The sequence below is a fragment of the Streptomyces anandii JCM 4720 genome, assembly GCF_014650655.1.
In the GTDB taxonomy this organism is placed as follows: domain Bacteria; phylum Actinomycetota; class Actinomycetes; order Streptomycetales; family Streptomycetaceae; genus Streptomyces; species Streptomyces anandii.
This window is the reverse complement of the sequence record NZ_BMVJ01000006.1, coordinates 246,951-267,812: the sequence shown is the minus strand read 5'-3', so window position 1 is coordinate 267,812 and position 20,862 is coordinate 246,951. Positions and strand designations below refer to the sequence as shown.

The window sequence follows — 20,862 nt, the reverse complement described above, 5'->3', positions numbered from 1 at the left end:
CCGGAGGGGTCAGGGTGCGGACGCCGGGCCCGAGTCCGCGGCGGACGTTCGTTCGCGTTCCGCGAGGCGGCTGTGGGAGCGGCCGTAGAGGAAGTAGACGACGAAGCCGATGGCCATCCAGATGGCGAAGCGCAGCCAGGTCTCGGCCGGGAGGTTGAGCATCAGCCACAGCGAGGCCGCGACCGAGAGGATCGGGACCCAGGGCACCAGCGGGGTCCGGAAGGAGCGCTCCAGGTCGGGGCGGGTCTTGCGCAGGATGACCACGCTGATCGCGACGACGACGAACGCGAAGAGCGTGCCGATGTTCACCAGCTCGGCCAGCTGGCTCAGGCTCGTGAAGCCGGCGACGATGGCGATGATCACGCCGAGGAGGATCGTCGGCCGGTAGGGCGTGCGGAACCGCGGATGGGTGTGCGAGAAGAAGCGGGGCAGCAGCCCGTCGCGGCTCATCGCGAAGAAGACCCGGGCCTGGCCCAGGAGCAGGATCATGCACACCGTGGTCAGTCCGATCGCGGCGCCGAAGCTGATCAGGCCCGCGAACCACGGATGTCCGGTCGCCTTGAACGCGTCGGCGAGCGGGGCGTCCACGGACAGCGCGCTGTACTTCTGCATGCCGGTCACCACGATCGACACCGCCACGTACAGCGCGGTGCAGATGATGAGCGAGCCGAGGATGCCGCGCGGCACGTCCCGCTGCGGGTTGCGCGTCTCCTCGGCGGCGGTGGCGACGACGTCGAAGCCGATGAAGGCGAAGAAGACGACGGAGGCCGCGGTGAAGATGCCCATGACGCCGAAGTTGGACGGCGCCCAGCCGAACATCAGCTGGATGAGCGGCGCCTTGAGGTTGCCCCCCGCCGGCACCGGCTGCGCCTTCGGCACGAACGGGTCGTAGTTGTCCCCGTGGATGAAGAAGGCGCCCGCGATGATCACGACGAGCACGACCGCCACCTTGATGGCGACCACGATCGAGGTGACCCGCGCCGACAGCTTCATGCCGAGGACGAGGATGGCGGTGAGCACGAGGACGAGCACGGCGGCGAGGATGTCGAAGCCGAACCCGGAGGCGGCGTCCCGGCCGCTGAGGTAGTCGGGCAGGTGCCAGCCCGCGTTGTCGAGGAGCGAGTGGATGTAGCCCGACCAGCCGACGGCGACCACCGCCGTGCCGAGCGCGAGCTCCAGCACCAGGTCCCAGCCGATGATCCAGGCGGGGAACTCGCCGAGCGAGGCGTAGGAGAAGGTGTAGGCCGATCCGGCGACCGGGACGGTCGAGGCGAACTCGGCGTAGCACAGCGCGGCCAGCGCGCAGACCACACCGGCCACGACGAAGGACAGCGACACGGCGGGTCCGGCGGTGTTCTTCGCGGCCGTGCCGGTCAGCACGAAGATGCCGGTGCCGATGATCACGCCGACGCCGAAGACCGTCAGGTCAAGCGCGGACAGCGATTTCCGCAGCGCGTGTTCGGGTTCCTCGGTGTCCTGGATCGACTGCTCTACGTTCTTCGTCCTGAAGAGCGTGCTGCTCACGGGCCTACCTCCCCTGCTTGTCGTCCTCGACATGATCGAGAGGGCTGGGGATGCGTATGCCCCGGCACTGGCAGGTTCACGCAACCGGGCCGGTTCCGCCACCTGTACGGGACGGAACCGGCCCAATGAGGTCCGTGAGGGAAGTGGGGCCCGCGCGGGCCGACGGCGCCGCGGCGGACCTCAGTCGCGCGCGGGCTGGACCGAGTCGACCTCGCCGGCCGCGCGCTCGAACCGGCCGTCGAGCCGGGAGACGAGCCCGGTGACCTGACGGGCGATGTCGGGCGCGGTCAGCCCGATCTCCGCCATGACCTCCGCGCGGGAGGCGTGGTCGAGGAAGCGCGGCGGGATGCCGAAGTCGCGCAGCGGCACGTCCACGCCCGCGTCCCTGAGCGCCTGGGCGACGGCGGAGCCGACACCGCCGACCCGGGAGTTGTCCTCGACGGTGACGACCACGCGGTGGCGCTCGGCGAGCGGGGCCATGGCCTCGTCGACGGGCTTGACCCAGCGGGGGTCCACGACGGTGGTGGAGATGCCCTGTTTGTCGAGCAGGTCGGCGATCTCCAGGCACATCGGCGCCAGGGCGCCCACCGAGACCAGCAGCACGTCCGGGCGGTCGGTGCCGGGCTCGCGCAGTACGTCCATGCCGCCGACGCGGCCCACGGCGGGTACGGCGGGACCGACCGCGCCCTTGGAGAAGCGGACCACGGTGGGGGCGTCGTCGACCTCCACGGCCTCGCGCAGCTGGGCGCGGACCTGGTCGGCGTCCCGCGGGGCGGCCAGCCGCAGGCCGGGGACGACCTGGAGGATCGACATGTCCCACATGCCGTTGTGGGAGGCGCCGTCGGTCCCGGTGACGCCGGCCCGGTCCAGTACGAAGGTGACACCGCACTTGTGCAGGGCCACGTCCATCAGCACCTGGTCGAAGGCGCGGTTGAGGAAGGTGGCGTAGACGGCGAAGACGGGGTGGACCCCGGCGTGGGCGAGGCCGGCCGCGGAGACGGCGCCGTGCTGCTCGGCGATGCCGACGTCGTAGACCCGGTCGGGGAAGGCCTTGGCGAACTTGTCCAGGCCGACCGGCTGGAGCATGGCCGCGGTGATGGCCACGACGTCCTTGCGCTCCTTGCCGAGCTTGACCATCTCGTCGCCGAAGACGGAGGTCCAGTCGGCGCCGGAGGTGGCGATCGGCAGGCCCGTGTCGGGGTGGATCTTGCCGACGGCGTGGAAGCGGTCGGCCTCGTCCTGGAGGGCGGGCTGGTAGCCGCGGCCCTTCTCGGTGAGGCAGTGCACGATGACGGGGCCGCCGAAGCGCTTGGCGCGGGCCAGCGCGGACTCCAGGGCCTCGATGTCGTGGCCGTCGATCGGGCCGACGTACTTCAGGCCGAGATCCTCGAACATGCCCTGCGGGGCGATGAAGTCCTTCAGCCCCTTCTTGGCGCCGTGGAGGGTCTCGTAGAGCGGTTTGCCGACCACCGGGGTGCGCTCCAGCACCTCCTTGGTGCGGGCGAGGAAGCGCTCGTAGCCGTCGGTGGTGCGCAGGGTCGCGAGGTGGTTGGCGAGGCCGCCGATGGTGGGCGCGTAGGAGCGCTCGTTGTCGTTGACGACGATGACGAGCGGGCGGTCCTTGGCGTCGGCGATGTTGTTCAGCGCCTCCCAGGCCATGCCGCCGGTCAGGGCGCCGTCGCCGATGACCGCGACGACGTGGCTGTCGCGCTCGAGCAGCTGGTTGGCCTTGGCGATGCCGTCCGCCCAGCCCAGCACGGTGGAGGCGTGGCTGTTCTCGATCACGTCGTGCTCGGACTCGGCCTGGGAGGGGTAGCCGGACAGGCCGCCCTTCATCTTCAGCCTGGAGAAGTCCTGCCGGCCGGTCAGCAGCTTGTGCACGTAGGACTGGTGGCCGGTGTCCCACAGGACCTTGTCCTTCGGGGAGTGGAAGACGCGGTGCAGGGCGATGGTCAGCTCCACCACACCGAGGTTGGGGCCGAGGTGGCCGCCGGTCTTGGATACCGCGTCGACGAGGAAGGTCCGGATCTCCTCTGCCAGCTGATCCAGCTCCTCCAGGCTGAGCCGGTCCAGATCGCGCGGTCCCCTGATGCGGGTCAGCAGCGGCACCCGTGCCTCCTTGCAGTAGAGCTGATCGAGCTGTTGGCGGGCTTGTCGAGTCTAATGTTCCGCCGTGGCGGCCGGTGTCCGGGCGGTGCGTCGTAGGTCACGCGAACGGCCGTACCCCGATACGGCCGGGGTCATGACACGACGTGGTCATGGCATGGCCCGCGTCATGACACAACCGTGCCCGGCACCGCCATGAGGTGCCGGGCACGGTTGTCGGGTCGGGACGGCGGTCAGGCGCGTCCCGCCGTCTTCTGGGTCTTGCGGGTGACCGCGTCGATGACGACGGTCGCCAGCAGGACGCCACCGGTGATCATGTACTGGACCGGGGAGGCGATGCCCTCCAGGGCGAGGCCGTACTGGATCGAGACGATCACCAGCACGCCGAGGAGCGCGTTCCAGGTGCGGCCGCGGCCGCCGAAGAGGGACGTACCGCCGATGACGGCCGCCGCGATGGCGTTCATCAGCAGGTCGCCGCCGCCGGCGCCCTGGTTGGCGGAGGCGATCTTGGAGGCGATGAACAGGCCGCCGAGCGCGGCGAAGGTGCCGGAGATCGCGAAGACCGAGATCCGGACCATGTCCACGTTGATACCGGCGCGGCGGGAGGCCTCGACGCTGCCGCCGAGCGCGAAGACCTTGCGGCCGTAGGCGGTGCGGCGGAGCACGAAGTCGGTGATCACCAGCACGCCGACGAAGATCACGACCGCCAGCGGCAGGCCCTTGTACTGGTTGAAGACGATCGCCACGGCGAAGGAGACGACGGCCAGCAGCACGGTGCGCAGGATGGTCTCGCTCAGCGGCTTGGACGGCACCCCGGCGGCCTCACGCCGCTTGTTGCCGAAGAAGGCGCTGAGGAAGTACAGCACGGTGACGGCGACGGCGAGCCCGTAGGCGGCGGCCACGTCGGAGAAGTAGTAGCTGGTCAGCTTGGCGACCAGGCCGTCGCTGTTGAGGTTGATCGTGCCGTTGTCGCCCAGGATCTTGAGCATGAAGCCGTTCCAGAACAGCAGTCCCGCCAGGGTGACGGCGAAGGCCGGCACACCGATCTTCGCGAAGAAGAAGCCCTGGATGGCGCCGGCGACCGTGCCGGTGAGGATGGCCAGCACGAAGGCCAGCACCTCGTTCATGCCATGGGTGATGTTCAGTACGGCGAAGGTGGCGCCGGCGACACCGGAGAGGGAACCGACCGACAGGTCGATCTCGCCGAGCAGCAGGACGAACACGATGCCGACGGCGATCATGCCCGTGCCGACCATGGCGACGGAGATGTCGGAGAGGTTGCCGGCGGTGAGGAAGTTGGAGTTCAGGCTCTGGAAGATGATCCAGATGATCACCAGGCCGATGACGACCGGCATGGAGCCGAGGTCGCCCGCCTTGATCTTCCGCTTGAACTCGGTCACGTAGCCGGCGAGGCCCTGCTCGCGCACCAGCAGCCGGGGGTCGACGGCGACGTCGGAGCCGCGGGCCGCCTCGGGGTTCTCCACGACGTTGTCCTCGGGGGGCGTGGAGGTCTTGTCGATGCTCACTTCTTGATCTCCCCATTGGTGCGCGCCGCACGACGGGTCACGGCGTTGTCCGTGGCGCCGGTGATGGCGGAGATGATCTCTTCCTGCGAGGTCGACTTGACCTCGAAGACGCCGTTGTTGCGACCCAGACGCAGCACGGCCACCTTGTCGGCGACCGCCTTCACGTCGGCCATGTTGTGGCTGATGAGGATCACGGCGTGGCCGCGCTCCCGCAGCCGCTCCACCAGGTCGAGGACCTGAGCGGTCTGCTCGACGCCGAGTGCGGCGGTGGGCTCGTCGAGGATCACCAGCTTGGGCTCGCCGAGCATGGAACGGGCGATGGCCACGGTCTGGCGCTGGCCGCCGGAGAGCGAGGCGATCGGGATGCGGACGCTGGGGATGCGGATCGAGAGCTGGTCCAGCAGCTCACGGGAGCGCCGCTCCATCTCGACCTCGTCCAGGACGCCGCGCCGGCGGACCTCCCGGCCCAGGTAGAGGTTGCCCACCACGTCGATGTTGTCGCACAGCGCGAGGTCCTGGTAGACGGTCGCGATGCCCAGGTTCTGGGCGTCGTGCGGCTTGTTGACCTGGACGGCCTTGCCTTCCCACTCGATGACGCCCTCATCGATGGGGTGCACGCCGGCGATCGTCTTGACCAGCGTGGACTTTCCGGCGCCGTTGTCGCCCACCAGGGCGACCACCTCACCGGCGTGGACCTCAAGCTCTACGTCGGTGAGCGCCTGGACGGCACCGAACCGCTTGGAGACCCCGCGCAACGCCAGCACGGGCGTAGCGGACACGTGAACCATCTCCTTCGCCGCCTGACCCGGCGGGAGGTTGTGCAGAAGTTTGGGGGGATGTTCCGACCGGCGCCCCGCCTCGAGCTTGCGGGGCTGTGTGATGCGCGGGGCGCCGGCGGAAGCCTTGTGCGCCGGGGTGTTCCCGCCAGGGGAATTCAAGTGCGAATTCCCCTGGTTGGAAAGGCGCTGTCCGTCGCTTACTTCAGACCGATCTTGTCGCAGGCGGCCTTGTACTGCGAGGTGCAGATGTCGGACACCGTGTAGACGCCGTCCTTGATGACGGTGTCCTTGATGTTGTCCTTGGTCAGCGCGGTGACCGGCACCAGGACCGAGGGGACGCCCTTGGTGGTGGGGCTGTCGACCTTGTCCTTGGCGACGGAGTCGAGCGACTTGCCCTGGGCCAGGTCGACCGCCATCTCGGCGGCCGCGGCGGCCTCGGGGGCGTACGGCTTGTAGACGCTCATGTACTGCTCACCGGCGACGATGCGCTGGACACCCGCGAGCTCCGCGTCCTGGCCGGTGACCGGGATGTTGGAGATGCCGGCGGCCTTGAGGGCGGTGATGATACCGCCGGCCATGCCGTCGTTGGCGGAGTAGACGCCGATGATGTTCTTCTTGCCCAGCGCGGAGATGGCGCCCTCCATGTTGGAGTTGGCGTTCTCCGGCTTCCACTCCTTGGTGTCGTACTCCTTGCCGATGTTCACCTTGCCGTCGAGCACCTCGTGGGCGCCCTTCTTGAACTGCGCGGCGTTCGGGTCGGTGGAGGAGCCGTTCATCATGACGATCTTGCCGGACTTGGCCTTGGAGCCCAGGGCCTTCAGCAGGGCCTCGCCCTGGGTCTTGCCGACGGTCTCGTTGTCGAACGAGGTGTAGGCGTCGATGGGACCCTGCGCCAGTCGGTCGTAGGCGACGACCGGGATGCCGGCGTCCTTGGCCTTCTGCACCGAGTTCTTGATGGCGGCGGCGTCCACGGCGTCGACGATCAGCACGTCCACCTTGTTGGTGATCATGGTGTCGACCTGCTGGTTCTGCTGGCTGGCGTCCTGCTTGGCGTTGGCGTAGACGACCTTGCCCTTGTTGTTCGTCAGCTCCGCGACCTTCTTCTCGATCAGCGGGCGGTCGAACTTCTCGTAACGAGCGGTCTGGTTCTCCGGCAGGAGCAGACCGACGGTGATCGCGTCGCCCTTCTTCGAGCTGCCCGAGGACTTCGAGGAGCCACCGCTGGACTCCTTGGCGCTGCCACAGGCAGCGAGCGAGACGGCCATGGCACCAGCTGCAACGGCGAAGGCCGCACGACGCATACGCGTGTTCACTTCTTCAAACCTCCCTGACGAGGCCGCGTCGTTGCGGCCGAGGTGGCTGGAAGTCAACTCGGCCACACGTGCGACGTCAAGAAGTAAATCCTTAACGAGATGGCAACGGTGCCATCCGTTCTCTAAGTGAAGGCAGGGGCCGCCGCGGCCAGAGTCCCATCCAAAAGGGTCGAATCACCCATCTCGCTGAGCGCGAGGGCGAGCGCCCCGAGCACCTCGGCACGGCCCCCCAGGGCCCCTGGGAGGACCGAGAGGCGGCGAGCGGCACTGGGGATGGCGTAGCGGCCCACGGACTCCCTGATGGGCCCCAGAACCAGCTCTCCGGCCTCCGCGAGATCACCGCCGAGGACGACCCGGCTCGGGTTGAGGAGATTGCAGAGATTGGCCACTCCACTGCCGACATGGCGGCCGACGTCGGCGATCACCCGACGGCAGCCCGGATCACCGTCCCGGGCCAGCCGCACCACGCCTTCCATGGTCAGGTCGGTGCCGTGACTGGACTGGAGCAGCGGCAGCACGTAGCGCGCGGCCGCGAAGGTCTCCAGGCAGCCGCGGTTCCCGCAGCGGCAGACCGGGCCCGATTCATCGAGTGTAATATGCCCGATTTCGCCCGCCGTGCCGCCGGGGCCGCGGTAGATCTTGCCGTTGATGACCAGGCCCGCGCCGACACCGCTGGCGATCTTGATGTAAGCGAGGTCCCTGACCCCGCGTCCGCTGCCCCAGACCAGCTCGCCGAGGGCGCCGAGGTTGGCGTCGTTGTCCACGTGCACCGGCACGCCGAGCCGCCCCCGCAGCTCCTCGGCGGGCTTGATGCCGGTCCAGCCGGGCAGGATCGCGGTGGAGCCCAGCGTGCCGGACTCCACGTCGATCGGGCCGGGCACGCCGAGCCCCACGCCGGCGATCTTCGCGCGGTCCACCCCGGTGGCGGCGATCAGCCGGTTGACCAGCTCCTCCGCCCGGTCGAAGCCCTGCGTGGAGGAGGCGTCCACGTCCAGCGGCTCGGCCTCCTCGGCAAGCACCTGGTGGGCGAGGTTCCCGATCGCGACCCGCAAATGCGTGTGCCCGAAGTCGACGCCGATCACGATGCCCGCGTCCCCGCTCAGGGAGACGCTCCGGGCCCGGCGGCCGCCCGCCGAAGTGGGCGTGACCTGGACGGTTCCGCCGTCCTTCAGCTCCCGCACGATATTGGAGACCGTCGCCGCGGACAGCCCCGTGGTCCTCGCGATCTCCGCTTGCGTGAGGGATCCGGCCAGGCGCACGGCACGTACCACCCGCTCCAGGTTGGCTCGGTGCAGCGACGACTGCGACCCTGGAGTCTCCACGACGACCTCCTGAGCGCGGGGCCGCTTCGGCGAGGCCCCGTCTATGTCCAACTAGTGAACTCTAAGCTGAGCCGTTCGGGTCGCCTCCCGTCAAGAGGTTGAACCGTTTCCGGGTACTTGGACACACATCACAGCCGTGCTACGCGCACGCGAGCGCCGCCCCCGGGAGCGGCTCCGGGAGCGGCGTGGAGCCGCCGGGAACACCCGGCGGCTTCGGTGCGCTACTTCAGCGTCGCCGAGGTCAGGCCCGCCTGCACCTGGCGCTGGAAGGACAGGTAGACCACCAGCATGGGGATCATCGCGATCGTCACACCCGCGAAGAGAACGGGCAGGTCGGAGGCGTATCCCTGCTGCTGCTGGAGCTGGATCAGACCCTGGGTGAGGACGTAGCGCTCGGGGTCGGAGCCGCTCTGCGGCTGCATGAGCACCGTGGGCAGGATGAACTGGTTCCACTGCCCGAGCGTGTTGAAGATCCCCACGCTGATCAGACCCGGCTTCGCCATCGGCATCATCACCTGGAAGAACGTCCGGGTGTGCGAGGCGCCGTCCAGGATCGCCGCCTCGAAGACCGCCGTGGGCAGCGTCCGGAAGAAGGCGTGCATGAAGAACACCGTGAACGGCATCGAGTACGCGATGTAGACCAGGATCAGACCCTGGTAGGTGTTCAGCATGTCCAGCCGCTTGACCATGAAGAACAGCGGCACCAGCGCCAGGAACACCGGGAACATCGCGCCGGCGACGAAGAAGTAGTACAGCAGCCGGTTGCCCCAGAACTGGTAGCGGGCCAGCACGTACGCCGCCATGGAGCCGAACAGCATGGTCAGCGGCACGGAGAACACCAGCACGATCACGGTGTTCAGGAAGTAGTCGCCGATGCCCTTGTTCCAGGCGCGGCTGAAGACGCCCAAGGACCAGTTCTGCGGCCAGCCGAAGGCGGAGCCGCCGATCTGGGCGTCGGTCTTGAAGGAGCTGATCACCAGCCACAGCAGCGGCAGCACGATCAGCAGGGCCCACAGGGCGAGGAAGCCGTGCGAGAAGACGTTCAGGATCACGCCTTCGCCGCGCCGCTCGCCGGCGCGGACGGCGCTCTTGCTCACCGGCGGTCCGGCCGGGGCGGGTCCGCCGGTGGGGGCGGTCTCCTTGAGGGGTGCGCTCATCGTCGTTACTCCCGCTCAGAACTCGATGCGCTCACGGCGGGTGGCGCGCAGCGTGACCACGGACAGGATCAGGGTGAGCAGCAGCATGACCACGCCCATCGCACAGGCGTAGCCGCTTTTGCCGTAGTAGAGGAAATTGCGCATCATCACCGTCGACATGACGTCGCTGTGGTGGTCGGGGCCGCCGCCGTAGGCGCCCATGTTCTGGGTCATCGAGGAGACCAGCACGAACATGTCCATGGCGACGATGCCCAGGTAGACCCAGGCGGTCTGCACGGTGTCCCACAGCAGGGGCAGGGTGATGCGGAAGAAGGACTGGGCGCGCCCGGCGCCGTCGATCAGGGCGGCCTCGTAGACGTCACGGGGAATGGACTGCATGGCGGCCGAGAACAGCACCAGGTAGAAGCCGACGCTGTTCCAGATGACCACCACCATCAGCGCCCACAGCACGATGCTCGGCTCGTTCAGCCATTCGACCGGGTTCTCGGCGTCGACCAGGCCGAGTTTGATCAGGAAGCCGTTGAGGAGGCCGCCGCCGTCACTGCGGTACACCGCGTTGAACAGCACCGCGAGAATGGCCAGTGAGAGCACCTGGGGAAAGAAGTAGACGATTTTGTAGAACTTCGATCCGGCGACGCCCTGCACCCCGCCGGCGCGGCTGCGTCCCCCCGCGTTCACCATGAAGGCGAAGAACAGGGCGAGCAGAATGGTGATCACCGGGATGAACACCAGGAACAGGATGTTGTGCCAGATGGCCTCCAGGAAGACGTCGTCCCGGAACAGCGCCCGATAGTTGTCCAGGCCGACGAACTCGAAGGTCTGCGACTGGCCCTTCCAGTCGGTCAGCGAATAGCCGAACGTCTGGATGTACGGCCAGATCACGAAGATCAGATAGAGCGCCACGGGGACGAGGAGAAATCCCGCGACGAACCGGTACTGCCCTTTGCGCATGGCGTCCTGCCCCTGTTGTTCAAGAGCCCCGAAAGGGGCGCGAGGAACTGCGCGACCGGCGACAACGTACCTCCCGCCGGCGCGAAGGGCCCCGCGCCCCCGCGGCGCACGGCGAAATAAGGTCTTTCTTCCGGATCAGGCCGACTCCGAGCGACCTCGCCTCCCGACCGGCGGCAAGATCCGGAAGAGAGGCCCTAGTCGTGGTGGTTCTTCTTGCTCGCCGGGTCCTTCGCCTGCTTGTCCACGGCCGCCTGACACCTCTTCAGCCACTCCTTCGGCTGAATCCGCTTGGCCATGAGTTCATTGGACGCGTTCTGCAGGGCGGTGTCCATCTCGCTGTACCAGTCGGGGTAGAGGTAGCGGAAGGTGTTGGAGCCCGCCGCCTTGGACGCCTCGACCGTGGACTGGGTGCCGGGGCGCAGCTTGACGCTCGGGTCGACGCCGTCCTTGAGGATGGTCAGCGAGTTGGCCTCCTTGGCGAACAGCGTCGACCAGTCCTTGGAGAGCATGTGCCGCATGAACTCCTTGGCGCCGGGCAGGTTCTTGGCCTTCGCCGGAATGATGAACGGCTCGCCGGAGCCGGCCCGGATCGCCTCGAAGGGCATCTTGGAGCCGGCCAGCAGCGGCATCGGCAGGAACTTCATGTCGAAGTCGGCCGGGGTCTGCTTGAGCTGCTCGTTCTCCAGCCAGGAGCCGCAGGTGATGAAGGCGGCCTTGTACTGGTTCCAGCGGGTCTGGGACTCGGTGTGGGTCAGGCCGTTGGTGCCGGGCATCAGCAGGCCCTTCTCCACCACCTCGTAGATCGCCTCGACGCCGGCCTGGGCCGCGTCGGAGCCGACGAACGCCTTGGGGTCGAGGTTGTCGATCGCCTTGACCGCGTCGATGCCGCCCTTCTTGGCGATCAGGTCCATGATGGCGACGTTGATGTAGTACGGGTACTTGCCCTGGTGGGCGAGGCCGCCGATGCCCTGCTTCTTGGCGTCCTGGCAGATGGCGAGGAAGTCGTCCCAGGTCTTCGGCGGCGTCCAGCCCTTCTCCTTGAAGAGCTTGCCGGAGTACCAAAGGCCCCACACCGTGTAGATGTAGTTGAGGGCGACGACCTTGCCCTCCTGGATCCCCGGGTCGAGCGTGCCCGGGATCAGCAGGTCGCGGACCTTCTTGCTCGGGTCGTCGACCGCGGGGGCGTCGAGCACCTCGCCGAGGTCGAGCAGGGCGCCGTTCTTGTAGAGGACGTCGATCTTGATCTGCTGGGCGCCGGAGTCGTCGACGATGTCCGGCGGATTGCCCGCGTTGAAGCGGGGCTGGAGCTTGCCGGTGATCTCCTGGGTGCCGGTGTGGGTCGAGGTGATGCCGAGCTTCTTGCCGAAGTCGGCCTCCCACGCCTTGGCGTAGTCGTCGCCGTAACCGCCCTTGAAGACGACGACGTCGAGCTTGCTGCCCTTCTGCGCGCCGAAGGGGTTGCTCTTGGAGGTCTTGCCCTGGGTGTTGTTGCCACCCGAGTCGTCGCCGCCACCGCTGGCGCAGGCCGACAGAAAACTCATCGCGGGTACGGAGATCAGTCCGAGCGCTGCGGACCGCTTGATCAGATCGCGGCGTCCGACGCCCGATGTGCCGGTGGTGCCGGAACCGTGGTTCTCGGCGGAAGTGGATCCCATGCTCAAGTCCTCGCCTTCTCCAGGACTCAGGCGGTGAACCGGATCCTCCCCGGCACCGCGGTCGGGTCAAGCTGGGTCGTGCAGGAAGTACTTCGTGCGTCATCTACCGGGATCAGTTGGAAAACAAGGAGGCTGGCGCGTTTCGCACGTCAAACCACCCTTTCCGGCTCCCCCCGGGTCCGCTGCCGACCGGTCGAACGGCCCAGCGGGTGCCGACAGGTATAGTCCACTTCCCGCCAGCGGAGCAAGATCGAATGCAAGGTTGGCTGTCGGTCTTTTCCGAGTTGAGACCTCGCGGAAATATGAGCCGCCTGTGGGTTCCTTGACGGAAATATCCGTGGCTTTGCGCCCGAATGCCACACCCAACACCCTTGACATCACTGACCACTTGACTCCCTACTGGTCCTTGCGCCCGTAGTTGACAACGTTGTCCGGCGCAGCGGAGAACCAGGGAGGGTGCTCTCGAATGCAGCGCAGAGTACGGCACAGATGGGGTCCGGCGGTCGTCCTCACGGCCGCCTTTGTCATGGCCGTCGGCTCCCAGGGCGCGGCGGTCGCCCTGCCTGGCAAGGCCCCGGCGGCCGACCGGGAGTTCACGTCCTCGTTCGAGTCCGGCGACCCGGCGCCGGACTGGCTGAACACCGTCGACACCGCGCCCGACGGCACCAAGCGCGCCTCGGGCGTGGACGGCGGCTACAGCACCGGCATTCCCGGCAATGTGGACGACCACGTCATAGACCTGCGGGCCAGCGGCGAGAACACGGGCGCCGGCGAGGTCAAGGAGAACCTCGTCGACGGCGAGTCGGGCACCAAGTGGCTGACGTTCGAGCCCACCGGCTGGGTCGAGTTCGACTTCGACAAGCCCGTGAAGATCACCCGTTACGCCCTCACCTCGGCCAACGACTACGACGAGCGGGACCCGAAGGACTGGACCCTGAAGGGCTCCACCGACGGCAAGGACTGGAAGGACGTCGACTCCCGCTCGGGCGAGAACTTCTCCGAGCGGTTCCAGACCAGGACCTACGACCTGTCCGCGCCCGCCGAGTACCAGCACTTCCGGCTCGAGGTCACCGGGAACAACGGCGCCTCGAACATACTCCAGCTCGCCGACGTGCAGTTCTCCACCGGAGACGGCGGCGGCACGGTGCCGCAGGACATGCTCTCCCTCGTCGACCGCGGCCCGAGCGGCTCGCCGACCGCCAAGGCGGGCGCCGGGTTCACCGGCAAGCGCGCGCTGCGCTACGCCGGCAGGCACACGGCCAAGGGGCGGGCGTACTCGTACAACAAGATCTTCGACGTGAACGTCAAGGTCACCCGCGACACGCAGCTGTCGTACCGCCTCTACCCGTCCATGGCGGACGGTGACCGCGACTACGACGCCACCAACGTCGCCGTGGACCTGGTCTTCACCGACGGCACCTACCTCAGCCGACTGGGCGCCACCGACCAGCATGGCTTCGGGCTGAGTCCGCAGGCGCAGGGCGCGGCCAAGACTCTCTACGTCAACCAGTGGAACAACGTGGTGTCCCGGATCGGGTCGGTAGCGGCCGGCAAGACGGTGGACCGCATAGTCCTCGGCTACGACTCCCCCTCGGGACCGGCGAAGTTCCGCGGCTGGCTCGACGACGTGTCGGTCGAGCGGGTGGCGCCCGAACGGCCCAGGGCGCACCTGTCCGACTACGCGCTGACCACCCGCGGCACCAACTCCAGCGGCAGCTTCTCGCGCGGCAACAACTTCCCCGCGACCGCGATGCCGCACGGCTTCAACTTCTGGACCCCGGTGACCAACGCGTCCTCGCTGAGCTGGCTGTACGAGTACGCGCGGGCCAACAACGACGACAACCTGCCCACCATCCAGGCGTTCAGCGCCAGCCACGAGCCGAGCCCGTGGATGGGTGACCGGCAGACCTTCCAGCTCATGCCGTCGGCCGCGTCCGGCACCCCGGACACCGGCCGCACCGCCCGCGCGCTGGCCTTCCGGCACGAGAACGAGACCGCCCGCCCCTACTACTACGGGGTCAAGTTCGAGAACGGCCTCAAGGCGGAGATGACGCCGACCGACCACGCGGCCGCGCTGCGCTTCACCTACCCGGGCGACGACGCGAGCGTGCTCTTCGACAACGTCACCGAGCAGGCGGGCCTGACCCTGGACAAGGAGCACGGGATCGTCACCGGCTACTCGGACGTGAAGTCCGGGCTGTCGACCGGCGCGACCCGGCTGTTCGTCTACGGCGTCTTCGACAAGCCCGTGAAGGACGGCTCCGCGAGCGGCGTCAAGGGCTACCTCCGCTTCGACGCGGGCAAGGACCGCACCGTCACCCTGCGCCTGGCCACCTCCCTCATCAGCGTCGACCAGGCCAAGGACAACCTCGCGCAGGAGATCCCGGACGGCACCTCCTTCGACACCGTCAAGGCGCGCGCCCAGCACACCTGGGACAGGCTCCTCGGCAAGGTCGAGGTCCAGGGCGCCACGCCGGACCAGCTCACCACGCTCTACTCCAGCCTCTACCGGCTGTACCTGTACCCGAACTCGGGCTTCGAGAAGGTCGGCGGCAAGGACCAGTACGCCTCGCCGTTCTCGCCGATGCCGGGCCAGGACACCCCGACGCACACCGGCGCCAAGATCGTCGACGGCAAGGTGTACGTGAACAACGGCTTCTGGGACACCTACCGCACCACCTGGCCGGCGTACTCACTGCTGACCCCGTCCCAGGCCGGCGAGATGGTCGACGGGTTCGTGCAGCAGTACAAGGACGGCGGCTGGACCTCGCGCTGGTCCTCCCCCGGCTACGCCGACCTGATGACCGGGACCTCCTCGGACGTGGCGTTCGCCGACGCCTACGTCAAGGGCGTGCACATGGACGCCAAGGCGGCGTACGACGCGGCGCTGAAGAACGCCACGGTGGTGCCCCCGTCCTCCGGCGTCGGCCGCAAGGGCATGGGCACCTCCCCCTTCCTCGGCTACACCAGCACCGCCACCGGCGAGGGCCTGTCGTGGGCGATGGAGGGCTACGTCAACGACTACGGCATCGCCAGGATGGGCGAGGCGCTCTACAAGAAGACCGGCGAGAAGCACTACAAGGAGGAGTCGCAGTACTTCCTCAACCGCGCCCAGGACTACGTCAAGCTCTTCGACTCCAAGGCCGGCTTCTTCCAGGGCCGCGACGCCCAGGGCAACTGGCGCGTGGACTCGTCCAAGTACGACCCGCGCGTGTGGGGCTACGACTACACGGAGACCGACGGCTGGGGCTACGCCTTCACCGCCCCGCAGGACAGCCGGGGCCTGGCCAACCTCTACGGCGGCCGCAAGGGCCTCGGTGACAAGCTCGACCAGTACTTCGCCACGCCGGAGACGGCCTCCCCGGAGTTCGTCGGCTCCTACGGCGGTGTCATCCACGAGATGACCGAGGCGCGGGACGTGCGGATGGGCCAGTACGGCCACTCCAACCAGGTCGCACACCACGTCATCTACATGTACGACGCGGCCGGCCGGCCGTGGAAGGCGCAGGCGAAGGTCCGCGAGGTGCTGTCTCGCCTGTACGTCGGCAGCGAGATCGGCCAGGGCTACCACGGCGACGAGGACAACGGCGAGCAGTCGGCCTGGTACGTCTTCTCCGCGCTCGGCTTCTACCCGCTGGTGATGGGCAGCGGCGAGTACAGCATCGGCTCCCCGCTGTTCACCAAGGCGACCGTCCACCTGGAGAACGGCCGGGACCTCGTCATCAAGGCACCCAGGAACAGCGCGAAGAACGTCTACGTGCAGGGTGTGCGGTTCAACGGCCGCGCCTGGAACTCGACGAACCTGCCGCACTCGCTGCTCTCCGAGGGCGGGGTGCTGCAGTTCGACATGGGCCCGCGGCCGTCGTCGTGGGGCACCGGGAAGAACGCGGCGCCGGTGTCGGTCACGACCGGCGACAAGGTGCCGAGCCCGAGGGCGGACCTGCTCAAGGGCGACGGTCCGCTGTTCGACGACACGTCCTCGACGGACGCCACGGTGACCACGGTGGACCTGCCGGTCTCCGGCGCCGCCAAGGCCGTCCAGTACACCCTGACCTCGTCGGGCGACCACGCCAAGGCGCCGTCCGGCTGGACGCTCCAGGCCTCGGCCGACGGTACGACCTGGAAGACCGTGGACAAGCGGTCCGGGGAGTCCTTCGCCTGGGACAGGCAGACCCGGCCGTTCACCATCGCCTCGCCGGGGACGTACCAGAAGTACCGGCTGGTCCTGGACGGTCCCGCCACGCTGGCGGAGGTGGAGCTGCTGGGCTGACGCGCTGAGCGCATGAGGAAGGGGCGGGCCCTGCGGCCCGCCCCTTCCGCTGCCCGGTGCGGTTGTACCGGTGGGCTACTTCGTGGCGAGGGTGAAGACGTGCAGATCGGTGTCGCCGGGCAGCCTCACGGACTCGATCCGCTTGCCCGCCGGGGCCTGGAAGGGCTTTGTGGCGAAGACGTAGGTCGTCACCGGGTCCTTGCCGGCGCCCGCGACATTGCGGTACGCGGTCTTGGCGATGACCTCGTTGCCGTACTGGACGGTGCCGCCGCCCCCGCCGACGGTCCAGTCGGTGAAGGAGAGGTCGGCGGTGTCGGTGGTGCCGTCGGTGTAGGTGACGGTGGCCTTGGCCTGCTGGTTGCCGTTGACCGCGCTGCCCACGAAGGACAACTCGGCTGCCGGGGAAGTCAGTTGGATGGTCTGGCCGGACGCGGAGGCGTTGTCGGGGCGGCCGGCCGGCGAGTTGGGCCAGGTGAAGGAGAGGCCGTCGACCGTACCCTGCCCACCGGGGGTGAGCCCGGCAGCCGCGAGGGCCTGGCGTGAGTAGCTCCAGCCGCCGCCGTCGTAGTCGGCCTCGTCGTGGTCGCCGTCGTCTCCGGAGATCCCGGTGTTGTCGTAGGCGGCGAGCAGGGTGCCGGGGGCGGCGACCGTGAGGGCCACCGGCTGCTCGTAGGACTGGCTGCCGGAGGTGACGGTGACCTTGGCGTCGTAGAAGCCCTGCCCGGCGTCCTGGGCGGCGGTGAGGGTGATCTGCTGTGAGCCGCCGGTGACCGTGCCCTCGGCCGGAGTCGCCGTGACACCGGCCGGCGTCCGCACGGTGAAGCGCACCTCGGGGCCCGTGCCGCCGCTCAGGGACAGGGCGCGGATGCCGATCTCAATGCTGTCGCCGGGTGCGAGGGTCGCGGCGGTCGGGCCCACGCCGATCTGGTACGGCTGCTCGCCCTGCCGGAAGGAGGGTGGCGCGGCGGACGGGGCGGTGCCCCAGGTGCGGTCGGCGGTGCCGGAGAGGGTGTAGTCGAGGCGGCCGCCGTCACGGACGAAGGACGCGGGCAGCCACGGGCGGTCGCTGGCACGGCCGTTCACCTTCAGCGACCGCACGTACGGCGCGTCGGCCGCCGCTCCCCCGGCCCGGATCGAGATGTCCCGGCCGCCCGGGCGGTGGATCTCGGCGCGCTCGAACAGCGGTGAGGCGAGGACGAGTTCGCCGCGCGATGGCACCTGCGGATACATGCCGAGGGCGGAGAAGACGTACCAGGCGGACATGGCGCCGAGGTCGTCGTTGCCGGGGATGCCGCCCGGCTGCGTGGACCACAGCTGCCGCATGGCGGCGCGGACGGTCTCCTGGGTCTTGTAGGGCGCACCCGCGTAGTCGTAGAGGTAAGGAACGTTGATCGAGGGCTCGTTGTCGAGTTCGGACTTGGCGCCGCCGCTGCCGGTGAACGCCCAGGTGCCGTCGGCGTTGTGGAAGAAGGAGTCCAGGCGGGCGAGGGCCTTGTCGCGGCCGCCCATCGCGGCGAACAGGCCGGCCGGGTTGTGCTGGACCATCCAGGTGTACTGGGCCGCGGAGCCCTCGACGAAGCCGTTGCCGGTGTCGGGGGTGAAGCCGGTGACCCAGCTGCCGTCGGCCTTGCGGTTGGCGATGTAGCCGCCGGAAGGATCGGCGGCGATGTCGAAGTTGTTCTGCCACCACTGGGCGCGGCGGGCGAAGGCGGCCGCGGTGCCCTTCTTCCCCGCCGCCGCGGCGAGCTGGGAGAGGGAGAAGTCGGCGGTGGACATCTCCAGGGTCTCGGCCGCGCCGCCCCAGGCGTTGGAGACGGACGGCATGTAGTGCAGCTTCAGGTACTTGTCCAGGGACGGGCGCTGGCCCACCGACAGCACCGGCTTGCCCGCGGCCGACAGGTCCTGCCCGGTCGGCACGGTGGCCGCCTTCACCAGCGAGGCGAGCGCGCCCTCGAGGTCGAAGGAGGTGCCGCCGAAGGCGCGGATGCCGGCGAGCGCGGTGGGCGAGGGGTCGCCGTTCATGACGTGGGTGCCGCTCGCGCCGTGCAGCCAGCGGTCCCAGACGCCGCCGTTCTCGCGGGCCAGCTCGTACAGCGACTGGGCGATGTCGGAGCCGGTGCGCGGGCTGAGCAGGGTCAGCAGCTGCACCTGGTCGCGGTAGACGTCCCAGCCGGAGAAGGTGCCGTACTGCGCCTGGTGGCCGCGGGCGACGGTGTGGGTCCTGCCGTCGGGGCCGCGGTAGCGGCGGTCGGTGTCGCTGATGACGTTGGGGTGCAGCAGGGCGTGGTAGAGCGCGGTGTAGAAGGTGGTGCGCTCGTCGTCGGTGCCGCCGCCGACCCGGATGGCGGCCAGCCGGTCGCGCCAGGCGCGGTGGGCCGCGTCCTTCACCGCGTCGAAGGAGCGCTTGGGGGGGTTCTCCGCGGCCAGGTTGGCCTCGGCGCCGGCCTTGCTGACGTAGGAGATGCCGATCTTGACGCCGACCGGTCCGGTCCCGGGGGCGAACTCGACGTAGCCGCCCGCGCCCTTGCCGGCCACCGGCCGCCCGGCGTTGGCGAAACCGCCGGTGCCGCCGGTCGCCGAGGTGGAGCCCGGGTTCAGCTTGTCGTCCTGCCAGGTGCCCATCGCCCTGAAGGCGCGGTCGAAGCGGGCGGTGAAGTACAGGGTGTAGTAGGAGCGCCGGCCCTCGGGGTCGAGGTAGCCGCAGAAGTTCCCCGAGGTGACGGAGCCGGACACGGTCCGCCTGGCCGGGTCGATCGTGACCGACGAATCGGCCGAGCCCACCTCGGAGTTGGCGGTGCGGATCAGCAGGGAGGCCGGTTTGCCGGCCGGGTAGGTGAAGCGGGCCGCGCCGGTGCGGGCGGTCGCCGTGAGGTCGGCGGTGACTCCTGAGGCGAGGCCCACCTTGTAGTGGCCGGGTCCGGCCTGCTCGTCGGCGTGCTTGAAGTCGGAGGCGTAGACGGCGTCCCTGGTGTCGGCGGCCGGCGAGGTGGTGACCTCCCCCGCGTACGGGAAGAGGGGTATGTCGCCGCTGCCGCCGGCGCAGCCGGTGCCGGACATGTGGGTGAGGCCGAAGCCGCGGATGCGGGTGGCGTCGTACTGGTAACCGCCCGGGGCCGCGGTTCTGGTGGCGTCGCCCCGGGTGTTCTCCGGGCTGAAGGAGAACATGCCGAAGGGCGTGACGGCGCCGGGGAAGACGTTGCCGCCGTTCTTGGTGCCGATCAGCGGATCGACGTAGGCGGCGGGGTCCTTGACCAGCGCGGCGGAGCCGGAGTCGGGTGGTGCGGCGGTCGCCGCGAGGGCGGGGGTGGCACCGCCGGCCGCGAGCACCGCGGCCAGCAGCAGGGACATGGGACGGAAACGCATGACGCGGCCCCTCCTCCTTCGGGACGGGTCGCGCACCAGGGGTCGCACAAGCCGCAGGGACAGTAGCGTGCGCCGGCGGCGGCGGGGAAGACCGCGTACGCGGGGATCCGGTCCGGACGAAGGGCCGCGCCCCTCACACGGGTGGTTCCTGGCCAAGTTCCTTGACATCGTTGTCGGTTGGGGCGGTACAGTCGTGCGCAGTTCATCACGACAACGTTGTCGCACCTTGCGGCGCCACAAGCCGGCACCAAGCCAGCACCACCCGGGCAGGCACCTTCCCCCCCTTCGCCTGCCCGCTCGCGGACCCGGTGGCCAACGGCTCGGCCACCGGGTCCGCCCGGAGTGCCCGTCGCCCTGGCTCGCGGGAGCAGGGCCCGCATGCAGCCGGCGCGAGGCGGGAGCACCCCCGTCGGCAGGTTCCGGTCCACCGATGGGAGCGCTCCCACTTCCCCTGCGGGGAGGGTAGCGCGCGCCGAGTGGACCTGTAAACGGGCACTGGCGCGCCCTTTTGTGCGCCGGGGCGCGACTGCGCGCGCCGGCAAGGGGTTTCACGCGCTGCTCGCGCTTCGCACACCCACTCCTGAGGCAGCGGCATGCCCGCCGGGAGCAGGAGGAGCCGCCCACGCGTTGACCCGTGCGTGACGACCGGGACGAGGGCGCACTGCGCCGGGTCCGCGCCCCCCGCGCGCCACCAGCGCGGGATTTCGTCGCCGTGCCGTGCAATTGCATTTGGCTCTAGGCTGATGGCCCGATGCATAATGCCAGGGGCTGAATGCTAGGAACTTTCCGTGCATGGCTGACCGAGTGCGGGGTACGCGCACGGTCGAAGGAGCGGCGATGACACCCCCTGTGGATCCAAGCCTGAACCGGCGCAAACTGCGCCTTGCCCTACGACA

General features: G+C 68.9%; 11 protein-coding genes and 1 pseudogene. 2 read left to right on the top strand and 10 right to left on the bottom strand.

The window, feature by feature from the left end:
• Positions 1–9: 9 nt before the first annotated feature.
• The 9 genes from IE249_RS13880 to ngcE all read right to left on the bottom strand — a co-directional run bounded on the left by IE249_RS13880 (position 10) and on the right by ngcE (position 12,333).
• Complete coding sequence (locus IE249_RS13880) at positions 10–1,524, bottom strand: amino acid permease (RefSeq protein ID WP_189705114.1); 1,515 nt, start codon at positions 1,522–1,524, stop codon at positions 10–12.
• A gap of 180 nt (positions 1,525–1,704) precedes the next feature.
• Positions 1,705–3,633: a 1-deoxy-D-xylulose-5-phosphate synthase gene (dxs, locus tag IE249_RS13875; RefSeq protein WP_189705113.1), complete on the bottom strand. Its 1,929-nt coding sequence runs from the start codon at positions 3,631–3,633 to the stop codon at positions 1,705–1,707.
• A gap of 230 nt (positions 3,634–3,863) precedes the next feature.
• Positions 3,864–5,156, bottom strand: a complete 1,293-nt coding sequence (locus IE249_RS13870; protein WP_189705112.1) for a sugar ABC transporter permease — start codon at positions 5,154–5,156, stop codon at positions 3,864–3,866.
• Positions 5,153–5,944, bottom strand: a complete 792-nt coding sequence (locus IE249_RS13865) for an ATP-binding cassette domain-containing protein (protein WP_189705111.1) — start codon at positions 5,942–5,944, stop codon at positions 5,153–5,155. The genes IE249_RS13870 and IE249_RS13865 overlap by 4 nt, the downstream gene beginning before the upstream one ends.
• Positions 5,945–6,132: 188 nt before the next feature.
• Positions 6,133–7,236 carry a substrate-binding domain-containing protein gene (locus tag IE249_RS13860; protein ID WP_189705110.1) on the bottom strand — a complete coding sequence of 368 codons (1,104 nt, stop codon included), beginning with the start codon at positions 7,234–7,236 and terminating at the stop codon, positions 6,133–6,135.
• A 134-nt stretch (positions 7,237–7,370) separates the two neighbouring features.
• Positions 7,371–8,570 carry an ROK family transcriptional regulator gene (locus tag IE249_RS13855; RefSeq protein ID WP_189705109.1) on the bottom strand — a complete coding sequence of 400 codons (1,200 nt, stop codon included), beginning with the start codon at positions 8,568–8,570 and terminating at the stop codon, positions 7,371–7,373.
• 221 nt (positions 8,571–8,791) lie between these two features.
• Entirely contained in the window at positions 8,792–9,727 is a 936-nt protein-coding gene (locus IE249_RS13850; RefSeq protein ID WP_189705108.1) for a carbohydrate ABC transporter permease, read from the bottom strand.
• Between the two features lie 15 nt (positions 9,728–9,742).
• Positions 9,743–10,678, bottom strand: a complete 936-nt coding sequence (locus IE249_RS13845) for a carbohydrate ABC transporter permease (protein ID WP_189705107.1) — start codon at positions 10,676–10,678, stop codon at positions 9,743–9,745.
• A gap of 194 nt (positions 10,679–10,872) precedes the next feature.
• Positions 10,873–12,333, bottom strand: coding sequence for an N-acetylglucosamine/diacetylchitobiose ABC transporter substrate-binding protein (gene ngcE / locus IE249_RS13840; protein WP_189705106.1), 1,461 nt, complete (start codon positions 12,331–12,333; stop codon positions 10,873–10,875).
• A gap of 466 nt (positions 12,334–12,799) precedes the next feature.
• On the opposite strand from ngcE, the gene IE249_RS13835 reads away from it, so the two are divergent.
• Positions 12,800–16,603 carry a GH92 family glycosyl hydrolase gene (locus tag IE249_RS13835; protein ID WP_229858413.1) on the top strand — a complete coding sequence of 1,268 codons (3,804 nt, stop codon included), beginning with the start codon at positions 12,800–12,802 and terminating at the stop codon, positions 16,601–16,603.
• Between the two features lie 75 nt (positions 16,604–16,678).
• On the opposite strand, the gene IE249_RS13830 is transcribed toward IE249_RS13835, so the two are convergent.
• On the bottom strand, positions 16,679–19,966 hold the full coding sequence (locus IE249_RS13830) for a GH92 family glycosyl hydrolase (RefSeq protein ID WP_189705105.1): 3,288 nt from the start codon (positions 19,964–19,966) through the stop codon (positions 16,679–16,681).
• A 792-nt stretch (positions 19,967–20,758) separates the two neighbouring features.
• Here IE249_RS13830 and IE249_RS37190 point away from each other — a divergent pair.
• A pseudogene (locus IE249_RS37190) lies at positions 20,759–20,862 on the top strand (XRE family transcriptional regulator); the annotation flags it as partial.

Bases quoted from the DNA above. Each gene is read 5' to 3' on its own strand.
- IE249_RS13860 (WP_189705110.1), bottom strand. From the start codon at position 7,236: ATGCGTCGTGCGGCCTTCGCCGTTGCAGCTGGTGCCATGGCCGTCTCG.
- IE249_RS13830 (WP_189705105.1), bottom strand. From the start codon at position 19,966: ATGCGTTTCCGTCCCATGTCCCTGCTGCTGGCCGCGGTGCTCGCGGCC.
- IE249_RS13850 (WP_189705108.1), bottom strand. From the start codon at position 9,727: ATGAGCGCACCCCTCAAGGAGACCGCCCCCACCGGCGGACCCGCCCCG.
- IE249_RS13865 (WP_189705111.1), bottom strand. From the start codon at position 5,944: ATGGTTCACGTGTCCGCTACGCCCGTGCTGGCGTTGCGCGGGGTCTCC.
- ngcE (WP_189705106.1), bottom strand. From the start codon at position 12,333: ATGGGATCCACTTCCGCCGAGAACCACGGTTCCGGCACCACCGGCACA.
- IE249_RS13845 (WP_189705107.1), bottom strand. From the start codon at position 10,678: ATGCGCAAAGGGCAGTACCGGTTCGTCGCGGGATTTCTCCTCGTCCCC.
- IE249_RS13835 (WP_229858413.1), top strand. From the start codon at position 12,800: ATGCAGCGCAGAGTACGGCACAGATGGGGTCCGGCGGTCGTCCTCACG.